The 12,001-nt window shown below is 67.2% G+C and carries 10 protein-coding genes; 1 reads left to right on the forward strand and 9 read right to left on the reverse strand.

Annotated features, from left to right (window positions below):
* Nucleotides 1-9: 9 nt before the first annotated feature.
* Entirely contained in the window at nt 10-3,906 is a 3,897-nt protein-coding gene (gene hrpA / locus BST47_RS15555; RefSeq protein ID WP_083126408.1) for an ATP-dependent RNA helicase HrpA, read from the reverse strand.
* A 3-nt stretch (nt 3,907-3,909) separates the two neighbouring features.
* Entirely contained in the window at nt 3,910-4,800 is an 891-nt protein-coding gene (locus BST47_RS15560) for a mycobacterial-type methylenetetrahydrofolate reductase (protein ID WP_083126409.1), read from the reverse strand.
* A 122-nt stretch (nt 4,801-4,922) separates the two neighbouring features.
* Between BST47_RS15560 and BST47_RS15565 the strand changes: the two genes are divergently transcribed.
* The gene (locus BST47_RS15565; protein ID WP_083126410.1) at nt 4,923-6,398 is read left to right on the forward strand and encodes a protein adenylyltransferase SelO; all 1,476 of its coding nucleotides are present in this window, start codon (nt 4,923-4,925) and stop codon (nt 6,396-6,398) included.
* Nucleotide 6,399: 1 nt separating this feature from the next.
* On the opposite strand, the gene BST47_RS15570 is transcribed toward BST47_RS15565, so the two are convergent.
* The 7 genes from BST47_RS15570 to BST47_RS15600 all read right to left on the reverse strand — a co-directional run bounded on the left by BST47_RS15570 (nt 6,400) and on the right by BST47_RS15600 (nt 11,960).
* A complete protein-coding gene (locus BST47_RS15570) occupies nt 6,400-7,008 on the reverse strand; it encodes a sigma-70 family RNA polymerase sigma factor (protein WP_083126411.1) in 609 nt (202 codons plus the stop codon).
* Between the two features lie 113 nt (nt 7,009-7,121).
* A complete protein-coding gene (locus BST47_RS15575; RefSeq protein ID WP_083126412.1) occupies nt 7,122-7,574 on the reverse strand; it encodes a carboxymuconolactone decarboxylase family protein in 453 nt (150 codons plus the stop codon).
* Nucleotides 7,575-7,660: 86 nt separating this feature from the next.
* Entirely contained in the window at nt 7,661-8,326 is a 666-nt protein-coding gene (locus tag BST47_RS15580) for a nitroreductase (RefSeq protein WP_083126413.1), read from the reverse strand.
* Nucleotides 8,327-8,328: 2 nt separating this feature from the next.
* Nucleotides 8,329-9,084 carry an SDR family oxidoreductase gene (locus BST47_RS15585; RefSeq protein WP_083126414.1) on the reverse strand — a complete coding sequence of 252 codons (756 nt, stop codon included), beginning with the start codon at nt 9,082-9,084 and terminating at the stop codon, nt 8,329-8,331.
* Between the two features lie 72 nt (nt 9,085-9,156).
* On the reverse strand, nt 9,157-9,738 hold the full coding sequence (locus BST47_RS15590; RefSeq protein WP_083126415.1) for a TetR/AcrR family transcriptional regulator: 582 nt from the start codon (nt 9,736-9,738) through the stop codon (nt 9,157-9,159).
* Nucleotides 9,739-9,751: 13 nt separating this feature from the next.
* Nucleotides 9,752-10,708 (reverse strand): oxygenase MpaB family protein, encoded by a 957-nt coding sequence (locus tag BST47_RS15595; RefSeq protein ID WP_083126416.1) that lies wholly within the window; start codon nt 10,706-10,708, stop codon nt 9,752-9,754.
* A 67-nt stretch (nt 10,709-10,775) separates the two neighbouring features.
* Nucleotides 10,776-11,960, reverse strand: coding sequence for a metallophosphoesterase (locus BST47_RS15600; RefSeq protein ID WP_083126417.1), 1,185 nt, complete (start codon nt 11,958-11,960; stop codon nt 10,776-10,778).
* Nucleotides 11,961-12,001 lie beyond the last annotated feature (41 nt).

The raw sequence follows: 12,001 nt of genomic DNA on the forward strand, positions 1-12,001 counted from the left end.
TACCCGTCCTCACGGTGTGACGGCGTCGATCGCCCGGTAGATCCGCTTCTCGCTGACCGGCCGCGGGGTGCCGAGCTGCTGTGCCCACAGGCTGACCCGCAGCTCCTCGATCTGCCGGGCGATGTCACCAATGTCGTCGGCGCCCGCGCGGGTCGGCGACAGCGCACCAATCAGGTCGTCGAGTGCGTCCTGGACATCGTGCACGCGCTGCATCCGTTCGCGGTCCGCGCCGACGGCGTGCGGCAGCCGCTCGAGTCGCCGGTTGATGGCGGTCAGATAGCGGGTGAGGTCGATGAGCCGCGTGGCCCCGGTGGCGGTGACGAAGCCCTTCGGCATGAGCCTGGCGAGCTGATCGCGAATGTCGGCGATCGCGTCGGCCTGCGTCGGCGGCGGCGCGGCGGGCAGCGCGAGGTCGACGTCGTGGGCCGCGGCGAGCACCTTCTCGACCTGGCCGAGGATCGCCTGCGTGGTGGGTACCAGTTGATCGGCGACGCGGTCGCGCAGCGCAGTGAACTCGGCGCGGGTCCACACCGGTGCCGGCGCAAGCCGGTCGGTCGCCGCGTCGGCGCAGTCGTCGAGCAGCGCCGCGAGCGATCCGTCGGGGTTCGCGCCAAGTGCCAGCCGGGCGCGTGGATCCAGTTGGCGCTCGAGGTTCTTCACCGGCGAGGGCACGGCCAGTCGCAGCAGCCTTCGGATACCCGGCACCATCGCCGCCGCCTGCTCGGCTTCGGTCGGGAACACGCGGATGTCGACCGCGGCTCCGGCGTCGACCAGGGCGGGGAAGCCGCGCACGGCGTGCCCGCCGCTGGCGCGTTCGACGGTGCGGGGTAGCTCGTCGAGATCGTCGGGCCACGTGCGCAGTCCGGTCCGTTCCAGCTCTCCTGCAACCGCTTCGGCGACGGCACGGCGAATCGGCGCGGCCAGCTGGGTCTGCAGGGTCTCGAGGTCCTTGCCGCGCGCGACCTCCTTGCCGTCGGACTCGACGGCGAACGTGACCCGAAGGTGCGGCGGCAGCTTGTCGAGGTCGAACGCGTCGATCGGCACGAGCACTCGAGTCAGCCGGTGCAGTTCACGCTGCAGGGCCTGCAGAATCGGTTCGCCGTCCGGTTCGATCGAGGCGAGCACGGCGCGCGCGGTGTCCGGTGCGGGAACGAAGTTGCGGCGCAGGTCCTTTGGCAGTGACTTGATCAGTGCGGTGATGAGCTCCTCGCGCAAGGCCGGCACCTGCCAGCTGAATTCGTCACCGCCGAGCCGCGCCAGCACCTCGACGGGCACGTGCACGGTCACCCCGTCGTCCTCGGCGCCCGGTTCGAATCGATACGTCAGCGGCAGCGACAGCTCGTCGGCCTGCCAGGTGTCCGGCCCCTCTGCGGCCGCGTCATCCTTGCGCAGCAGGTCGTCGCGGGTCAGCGTGAGCAGCTCAGGTGTCTTGTGCCGCTGTTTTTTCCACCACGCGTCGAAGTGCTTCGCCGACACGGCGTTTGCGGGCACACGTGCGTCGTAGAACGCATAGACCTCGTCGTCGCCGACCAGCAGGTCGCGCCTGCGCGCCTTCTCCTCGAGTTCCTCCAATTCCTCGCGCAGCCGCGCATTATCGCGGAAAAAGTGGTGCCGTGTCTGCCAGTCGCCCTCGACCAGGGCATGGCGGATGAACAGTTCACGGGCGACCTCAGGCTCCACCGTCGCGTAGCCGACCCGCCGACGTGGCACCAGCGGCAGTCCGAACAGCGTCACGCGTTCGTAGGCCATCACGGCGCCGCGCTGTGCGTCCCAGTGCGGCTCACTGTAAGTGCGTATAAGGAGATTCGTACCGACCTTTTCGATGGTCTCCGGCTGGATCCGTGCTGCGATTCGGCCGTACAGCCGGCTGGTCTCGACGAGGTCGGCGACGACGATCCACCGTGGCGGACGCTTCGTCAGCACCGAACCGGGAGCGAGGACGAACTTGACGTTGCGTGCACCCTGAAAATCGCGAGACTCGCCCTCGCGCAATCCGATATGCGACAGCAGACCGGCCAGCAGCGCCGCGTGCACCCGCGCGGGGTCAGCAGGTTCGGGATCGTCGGACTCCCTGATGCCGAGGTCCCTGGCGATGCTGCGCAGCTGCCCCCTCAGGTCCTGCCATTCGCGGATCCGCAGATAGTGCAGGAACTCTTCGCGGCACATCCGTCGAAACGCATTGCCCGAACGTTCCTTTCGCTGCTCACCGAGATAGCGCCACAGGTTCAGATAGGAGATGAAATCGGAGTTCTCATCGGCGAACCTGGCGTGCTTCTGACGTGCCGCCTCTTCGCGGTCGGCCGGCCGCTCACGCGGATCGGGGATCGCGAGCGCCGCGGCGAGCACGAGAATTTCGCGCACGCAGTCTTCCTCGTCGGCCTGCAGGATCATTCGCCCCAGGCGCGGGTCGACGGGCAACTGCGCCAACCGCCGCCCGATATCGGTGATGACGCCGTTGGCATCGAAGGCACCGAGTTCCTGCAGCAGCACGACGCCGTCGCGAATGCTGCGGCGATCGGGCGGATCGAGGAACGGAAACGTCTCTATATCACCGAGATTCAGCGCCGCCATCTGCAGGATGACCGCGGCGAGATTGGTGCGCAGGATCTCCGGGTCGGTGTAGCGCGGCCGCGATTCGAAGTCGTCTTCGGAATAGAGGCGGATGCACACACCGGGCGCGGTACGGCCCGAGCGGCCCGCGCGTTGGGCGGCGGACGCCTGCGAGATCGGCTCGATCGGCAACCGTTGCACCTTGGTCCGGCGGCTGTACCGCGAGATGCGGGCGGTGCCGGGGTCGACGACGTAGCGGATACCGGGCACCGTCAGCGATGTCTCGGCGACGTTGGTGGCCAACACGATTCGGCGTCCGCTCCGGCTTGTCTGGAAGACCCGCTGCTGTTCGGCGGTGGGCAGGCGGGCGTAGAGCGGCAGCACCTCGGTGTTCTTCAGAGGACGTAAAGCCTCTGCGGTGTCGCGGATCTCACGCTCACCGGAAAGGAACACCAGGACGTCGCCTGGCGGTTCGGCGGACAGTTCGTCGACGGCGTGGACGATGGCCTCGGTCTGGTCGCGCAATTCGGTGCGCACCACCTCGTGGTCGGGATCGTCGGGATCATCGGAATCGTCGACCAGAACGGGCACTTCGAGCGGCCGGTACCGGATCTCGACCGGATACGTCCGACCCGACACCTCGACAATAGGCGCTCCGCCGAAGTGCGCGGCGAAGCGCTCCGGCTCGATCGTCGCGGAGGTGACGATCACCTTGAGGTCAGGCCGTCGCGGCAGGAGCTCACGCAGATAGCCGAGCAGAAAGTCGATGTTGAGGCTGCGCTCGTGCGCCTCGTCGAGGATGAGCGTGTCGTAGCGCAGAAGTCGGCGATCGCGCTGGATCTCGGCAAGCAGGATGCCGTCTGTCATCAGCTTCACCAGGGTGCGGTCGCTGGCCTGATCGGTGAACCGCACGGTGTAACCGACGGCATCACCCAGCGCGGTGCCCAACTCGTCGGCGATGCGTTGTCCGACCGTGCGCGCGGCGAGGCGGCGCGGTTGCGTGTGGCCGATCGTGCCTCGGATGCCGCGGCCGAGTTCGAGGCAGATCTTCGGCAGCTGCGTCGTCTTCCCCGAGCCCGTCTCCCCGGCGACGATGACGACCTGGTGGTCGGTGATCGCCTTGGCGATCTCGTCGCGGCGCTCGCTGACCGGAAGGTCGGGATAGGTGATCGCAGGCACCGCGGCCAGCCGGGTCGCGATCAGACCTTCGCCCGCGGCGACCTGGTCGGCGATCGGCCGCAGTTTGTCGGGCCCGGCGCCGCGAAGGTTCTTGAGACGCCTGCCAAGGCGTGCCGCGTCGCGGATCGTCAGGCCGTCGAGGCGCTGGCGAAGCTCAGCGGCTGACAGCTCAGACATGGATCAGGAGTCGGGTGACCAGTAGGCGAGCATCTCGGCGAACGTCTGAAACGCCGGCGTGGACACCCCGTAGGTCGCCTCGAAGTGCACGCTGATCGGGAACCCCAGCTCGCCGACCCCGTCGACCACCCGCTTGTACAGATCGACCATCAGCACCCGCTTCGCCGACGGCTCGGTGGCGGCCAGCTGCTTGACGAACTCCTGTTCGGCGGCGACGGCGGCGTTGCCCTGGTCCTGGATCAACCAGTTGATGAGGCCGACGTTGGTCTCCACCTTCGGGACGAAGCCGAACGACAGCAGGATCTCGGGCCGATGGTCGGTCTCCTTCGCGAAGTTGCGCAGGAACCCGACGATCGCGTCGGAGTACAGCAGCTGGGTCATGCCGTACGTCGCGCCCTGATCGCACTTGAAGTTGAAGCGACCGTGTTCGCCCTCGCGGGTCGGGATCAGGATGACACCGCGGTTGGGCACCAGGTCGTCGTAGATCGACAGGGCGTCCGTCGGCGCAACGCCGGACCCTTCGCCGTCGTTCATGGTGCGCGGCACACCGACGAAGGCGATGCCGTCGAATCCCGCCGAACTCAGCTTGGTCAGCCGCTGACGCAACGACGCTTTGTCCAGGAACGCGGTCACCTGGGTGCACAGGCCGTTCATCGCGCTCAGCTCGGGCCTGATCTCGTTCCAGAAGTCGAGGACGTCCATCTTCGGCTTCATCTCGATCGGCCGGTCATCGTCCTCTTCGATCATTCCGGGAATCATCACGTGCCGGATCCGGCCCTGCAGGCCGGTCTCCTCAGCGCACCTCAGCACCTTCTGCGCTTCCTCGAGCGCCCGCTCATGCCCGTTTTCGACGTTTGGCGGGACGAGCTCGAGCGCGATGGTATTCAGCGTCACCGAACTGCTCCCTGATCGAAATCTCCAACGTCCCTCGGCGCGGCGGGTCCCCGATGACCGCACGCATTTGCCGGGGACCTCACCTTACAGACCGGGCCTGTCACCGTCCGTAGGCTGGTGGCGTGAGCGTTGCACCCGACACGGGCTCCGATACGCCGATCGCGCTGGCCGACCGTTTCGCGCGCGAGTTGCCCGAGCTGGCCGTCCGCTGGCAGGCCGAAGCCGCCCCCGAGCCTCGTCTACTCGTTCTCAACGAGCAGCTGGCCACCCAGCTCGGCCTTGACGCCCGCTGGCTGCGGGGCCCCGACGGGGTGCGGTTCCTCACCGGCAACCTGGTCCCCGACAGCGCCGCGCCGGTGGCCCAGGCCTACTCCGGACATCAGTTCGGCGGCTATGTTCCCCGCCTCGGCGACGGCCGCGCACTATTGCTGGGCGAACTCGCCGCCGTCGACGGCGGCTACCGCGACCTCCACCTCAAAGGTTCGGGCAGAACGCCGTTCGCCCGGGGTGGAGACGGTCTCGCGGCGGTCGGACCGATGCTGCGCGAATACCTCATCAGCGAGGGGATGCACGCCCTCGGTATCCCGACCACCCGTTCGCTGGCGGTGGTCGCGACGGGTCGCTCGGTGCAACGCGAGACCCCGCTGCCCGGCGCGGTGCTGGCCCGCGTCGCGAGCAGCCACCTGCGCGTAGGCACCTTCCAGTACGTGGCGGCCGGCGGTGACGAAGGCCTGCTGCGACGATTGGCCGACTACGCCATCGCCCGTCACTATCCGGATGCGGCCAACGCCGACAATCCCTACCTCGCGCTGTTCGGTGCCGTGGGCGCAGCCCAAGCGGCGCTGATCGTGCAGTGGATGCTCGTCGGCTTCGTGCACGGCGTGATGAACACGGACAACATGACGATCTCCGGCGAGACCATCGACTACGGGCCGTGCGCGTTCATGGAGGCCTACGACCCAGAGGCGGTGTTCAGCTCGATCGACTCCTGGGGCCGCTACGCCTACGGAAATCAGCCGTCGATCGCGGGATGGAACCTTGCCCGGTTCGCCGAGACGCTGCTGCCGCTGATCGACACCGATCAGAACCGGGCGGTGGAACTCGCCCAGGAGAGCCTCACCGGCTTCGGGGCGCAACTCCAGGCGGCGCTGGCGACCGGGATGCGCGCCAAGCTCGGGCTGAACGACGGCTCGGATGAAGAGGTCGCGACGCCGTTGATGAACGACGTACTCGCGCTACTCGCGGAAAGCCACGTCGACTTCACCTCGTTCTTCCGCAACCTCGGCCAAGCGGCCCGCGGCGACACCGAGCCGGCGCGCGGCATGTTCATGAACCTCGCCGGATTTGACGAATGGCTCACGCGGTGGCGAGCGTTGAACCCGGACGCCGAGCTGATGGATCGGGTCAACCCGATCTACATTCCGCGCAATCACCTCGTCGAGGAGGCGCTGGCTGCGGCGACCGACGGCGACCTCACTCCGATGGAGCGCCTCCTGGAGGCGGTGAGCGCACCGTACGACGAACGTGCCGGCCTGGAGCGCTACGCCGAACCCGCACCCGAGGACTTCGGTAAGTACCGAACCTTCTGCGGGACGTGACCTACGCGATGTCGGGTTCCAGCGCTGCGTCGTCGCGACCGTCGACGGCCAGGTGGGCAAGTGCGAAGCGCAGCCGCTTCCTGGCGCGCGACACCCTGGACATGACCGTTCCGATCGGCACCTCCATCAGCACCGCAGTCTCGGCGTAGGTGTAGTCCAGGACGTCGGCATAGTAGATCGCCGTGCGGGATCCCTCGGGCAACGTCGCCAGAGCCGCCTTGATGTCGTTGTCCGGCAACGCATCCAGGAACTGCGCCTCGGCAGATCGCGGAGCCTCGGCCAGCCGCCGGACCCCGTCAAACACCTGGCCCTCGGTCACGTCGTCGATGCAGATCTCAAAGGGCCGGCGCTGCTTGTACCGGTACCCGCTGACCCAGCGGTTGTACAGGATCCGGAACAGCCAGGCCTTGAAGTTGGTTCCGCCCGCGAAGGTGTCGAACCCCGCGTACGCGTGTAACAGGGTGTCCTGCAGCAGATCCTCGGCATCGGCGTCGGAGCGGGCCAGCCGGCGCGCGCCCCGGGACAGCATGTCGTGCAACGGCTGGACTTCGGTGGTGAAGCGTGCGGCGAGATCGGTGTCTGACTCGGGCGTGGTGGTGACTACCTTCATGATGACCCTCCAGGTGCACGGCTTGGACTCTGCTAATGACCCTCGCGCCTGGGACTCCGTAGCGGACCCTTGCAAACCCGTAGTCGACGAACCCGTAGTCCGTAGTGCGGGCCCTACCCCGCCGCACCGGCGGGCACGTTGCGGAAGCTGATTGCCAGCCGGTTGTAGGCATTCATCAGACTGATCGCGATCGTCAAGTCCACCAGTTCCTTGTCGCCGAAATGCGCCGAGACGGCTTCGTAGTCGCTGTCGGGTACACCCGTCGTCGACACACGGGTCACCGTCTCCGCCCAGGCCAGGGCAGCCTTCTCGCGTTCGTCGAACAGGTGTCCCGCCTCGTGCCACACCGGCACCAGCGCGATCTTCTCGCTGGAAACCCCGAGTTCGCGCAACTCGCGGGAATGCAAATCGATGCAGTAGGCGCAGCCGTTGATCAGCGAGACCCTCAGGTTCACCGCGGTCAACAGTTCCGGGGCAAGACCTGACTGACTGACGTAGGCATGTGTGCCGGCAAGCACTTTCACACCACGGGGAGCAACTTCTGCGTAATTGATTCGTTGAGTCATGACATCCAGCCTGGCAACCGGAGCGCGAAAACGGACCCTGGAAAATCCGTAGTCTTCGGCTGGCCGGCTTCACGAAGGCCTTGCGCCTAACCCTCGATGAACGTCACCGTGTCGTCCAGCGACGCCCGCCCGTTGTCGACGAAATCGACCGACGGGTCCTCGTACCCGATCGACATTCCGCAGAACAGCATGAGTTCCGGCGGCGGCTGGGTCACCGCGTCGACCGACTTGCGCACTTGCGACCACGCCATCTGCGGGCAGCTGTGCAACCCTTCGGCGCGCAGCAGCAGCATCACGGTCTGCAGATACATGCCGAGGTCGGACCATTGCGGCATCCCGAGATCGCGGTCGATGTAGCAGAACAGCGCCACCGGAGCGCCGAAGCACTCCCAGTTCCCAATCGCGGCCCGCGCCCGCGCCTCCCAGTCATCGCGCGCGACGCCGAGTGCGGTGTAGCGGTCCCTGCCGAACGCCGCCCGACGCTCCCCGTACGGCGACTTCAATTGGGGCGGATACATCACGTACTCGCGCTCGTCCCAGGGGTCGCCTGCGGCCACCCGCTCGGTGGCGACCTTCTTGAGCTGCGCCAGCGGCTCTCCGGTCACCACGTAGATGTTCCACGGCTGGATGTTCGATCCGGATGGCGATCTCGCGGCCGCCGACAGCACGCGTTCGATCACCTCACGCTCGACGGCCTGGTCGGTGAAGCCGCGCACCGCCCGCCGAGTCTTGACCGCCTCGTAGACGTCCATCGCTAGGCCTTCGCGGCCGCTTCGAGAATCCACTCCTGCAACCGGGTGTCGAACAGCGTGGCCCGGTCAGCGGGGATCAGGGTGCGTTCTTCGAGGGCGATGCCCCAATAGCGCGCCTCGGGGTCGGCGATGACCGTGCGGCTGTCGCCGCGTGCGGTCAGCGAGGTGCTGATGGCGTCGGAAAGCGGGAATGCCTCCGGCCCACCGATTTCGACGATGCCGTTCACCGGCTCGTTGACCGCGGTGATCGCGACACCCTCGCCGACGTCGACGCCGGCCATCGGCTGGAACAGGGCGGGCGGCACCCGCACCACGTCACCTTCGGTTGCGGAGTCGGCGAGCGTCTTGATGAACTCGAAGAACTGCGTCGCGCGGACGATGGAGAACGGGGTGGGGCCCTCGCTGATGAGCTTCTCCTGCAACAGCTTTGCCTGGAAGTACCCGCTCTGCGGGGCTAACCGATCGGTGCCGACCACCGACAGCGCGACGTGATGCCTCACCCCGGCGGCCTTCTCTGCGGTGAGCAGGTTGGTGGTCGCCGCGCGGAAGAACTCCAGGGCCGCGTCATCGAGCGTCGGTGAGTTCGAGACGTCGACGACGACGTCGGCGCCCGTGAGGACCGCTGCCAGACCCTCACCGGTGAGTGTGTTCACACCGGTCGACGGGGCGGCGGCGACGGCGTCGTGACCGTGCTCCTCCAGCGTGTGCACCAGCTTGGAGCCGACGAATCCGGTGCCTCCGATGACGACGATTCTCATGATGCGCCTTCCTGTTGGGTCGTTCCTGTCGCCAGGTATGACCGCCCAGGCGTGGATTCTGTGACAGATGGCTCAGCGCACGAGCGGCGCGAGGTGGGTTCTGGCGTAACGGGCGACCGCATCGTCGTCGGTCACGTCGAGCACTCCGGTGCTGACCTGAACCAGCGAGACGGCCAACCGGATGTGCAGTTCGGAAACGGCGAGCAGGTCGTCGTCCGGCATCGTCGCGCCCGCCGTGCGCAGCGCCTTGGCCATCGAGGTGGCCGCACTGCTCAGGAAGGCTCTCGCCTCGTCGAACATTCCCGTCACCGCGGTGAAGTCGCCGTCCAACTGCAGGAAGCGGCGCATCACCGGTTCACCGGTGAGTAGCCGGACCCCTTCGCGGAATGCCGCAACCGCGGCTTCGGCGGGTCCGCTGTCGATCGCCACGGTCTGCAGCCGCGCCATCGCGAAATCGAAGGTCTGCCTGCCCAGTTCGGTGACCAACGCCTCCCGGCTGGGGAAGCGCCGGTACAGCGTGCTGCGGCTGACACCCGCTTGCCGAGCGATGACTTCCATGCTCAGCCGGCCGACACCGACGAGCGCCACCTCCTCGGCGGCGGCCTTCAGAATCGCAGCCTCCTGCTCGGTGGGGCTGGCGTTGGTGCGGCGCATCCGGTCAGCCTAGTCAGCGAACGGGGCAGCCGGTCGGCGGCGCGAACGAATTCAGCGCAACCGACCGATGCACATGGACCAGTTTCTCGTACTCGATTCGATTGCGCGCCAATGGGATCAGCAGCAGCTTGTCGGGGAGTACCCGCCACGCCAGTTGCAGCACACGGGTGTACAACGCGAACTCGAGGTCATGGCGCGACTCCCACCGGAAGCCGGTCAGGTCGCGGATCCCCGGATGCAGGATGCCGAAGGAACACACCTTGAGCACGTGGCCCGCGACCGGTCGCAGCACCAGCCACGGCGGTGTCAGAAGCCGGCGCAGCGGCGCGGGGAGCACCAGGGTCGGCAGGGGCAGCCGGGTCAGATCGAGCGTGACCTTTTGCAGGAATGCGTTGGCCTGCAGTTCATCCCGCACCATCGACTCGTAGTATTCCTCAGCCTCGGCATAGGTCGCGGGCAACTTCGAGTTCTTGCCGGGCAACTCGAGCGCCGAGAAGGCGTCGAGCAGTTGGGCGTAGGCAAGTTCACGTTCGGCGTCGGACAGCACGATTCCGGTACACGGCGTGAAGGAGTTGAGCACCACGAACATTCCGCTGACCGCGATCCAGTTCCACAGTTTGGGGTCGAGCGCGCTGTAGCGCACGTCGGCGAAATTCCCGGTGCCCTTACCTCGCACCTCGCGATGCATCGTTTTGAGCCGTTCGGCCTCGGCGACCTTGTCGGTGGCGTCACCCCAGATGGCGAGCAGTGCCGAAAATCCGCTGCGCACACCGCGATCGGCGAAGTTGGCGGCAAAACGCCCGGTCTTGTCGACCGCCGCCGCCACCGGCACCAGGGCAACCTCGTCGAATGCGGCAGCGCCGAAGAAGCCCCCGAGCGTGCTCCCGCTGTGCTTACGGAACTCGACCAGAACTTTGGGCCGTACCGATCCGGTGTCGTACGTGGCGGAAGTCTCGGCAGCTGCGGTCATGGCGCCCTCCGATGTATCGGTTGACACAAAGACTAGCTATTTGTGTCAACATGTCAATGACCGGGTGTTAGGACTCGCCTTCCAACGTCAGCACCGTGATGTCGGGCGGCGCGCCGATCCGGACGGGCGGTCCCCAGAACCCCGCCCCGCGGGTGACGTACAACTGGGTGTCGTCCACGGCCGACAGGCCTGCCAGTGACGGCTGCACCATTTCGACCACATAGTGAAAAGGCCACATCTGCCCGCCGTGGGTGTGCCCGGACAGTTGCAGGTCGACTCCGCGGGCGGCGGCCTCGGACACCATGACCGGTTGGTGCGCGAGCAGGATCGTCGGTCGTGAGTCGTCGACGCCGGCCAGGGCGCGGTCGAAGTCGGGCGGATCGTCGCGTTGCTCGCCCGCGATGTCGTTGATGCCGGCGAGGTCGAAGGCGGCGCCGCCGCGGCGGATCGCGGTGTTCTCGTTGCGCAGCGACCGGACCCCGAACCGCTCCAGCTCGTTCAGCCATTCGTCGGTGTCCTCGACGAAGTACTCGTGGTTGCCGGTGACGAAGAACGTCCCCTCCGGTGCGGCCAGATCCTGAAACGGTTCGGCGGCGGGCCCGAGTTCGGCGACGGTGCCGTCCACCAGATCCCCGACGATCGCGACCAGGTCGACCTCCGCGGCGTTGATGATGTCGACGAGGCGCTCGGTGTGCGCCCGCCCCACCAGCGGCCCGAGATGGATATCGGACACCAACGCGATGCGGAACCCGCCCAACGCGGGATCCAACCGCCGCAGTCGCACCGGAACCCGCAGCAGGTCGGGCGGTCCCAGCGCGGTGGCCGTGCCGACGCCGACCAGGCCGACCGACGCCGCCCCGGCGGCGACCGCACTCGCTCGCGCGAGGAACATCCGGCGGTTCAGCGCGTGGCGATCAGGCTCGGCAGGGTCTTCGGGTGCGGTTGGTGCTTGCCGTTGTCGCTTGGCCCAGCCGCGCAACGCCAGCCGCACCGGCTCGAGGGCGAGCAACGTCAGGAACAGGTAGACGAGCACCCCGAACCACAGGTAGCCCGGCCAGGCGTACCAGCCGGCCTTGGAGACATCGGTGAACCGCGGCACGACGAGCGCCGCCAGCAGCAGCACCCCCAGCCCGACGAGCACCGCCGTCAGGGTCCGTCGGGTGCGGCCGGGCCGCGTGGTGGCCTTGACGAAACGCATCCACACGTAGACGTTCATGAGCGCCAGGACCGCGCTGAGCACCACGATGAACATTGGCCGCCAGCTTAGGCATAAGCTGCATTGCGCCTGCTCAG

The organism is Mycolicibacterium tusciae (assembly GCF_002086795.1).
Classification (GTDB): Bacteria; Actinomycetota; Actinomycetes; order Mycobacteriales; family Mycobacteriaceae; genus Mycobacterium; species Mycobacterium tusciae.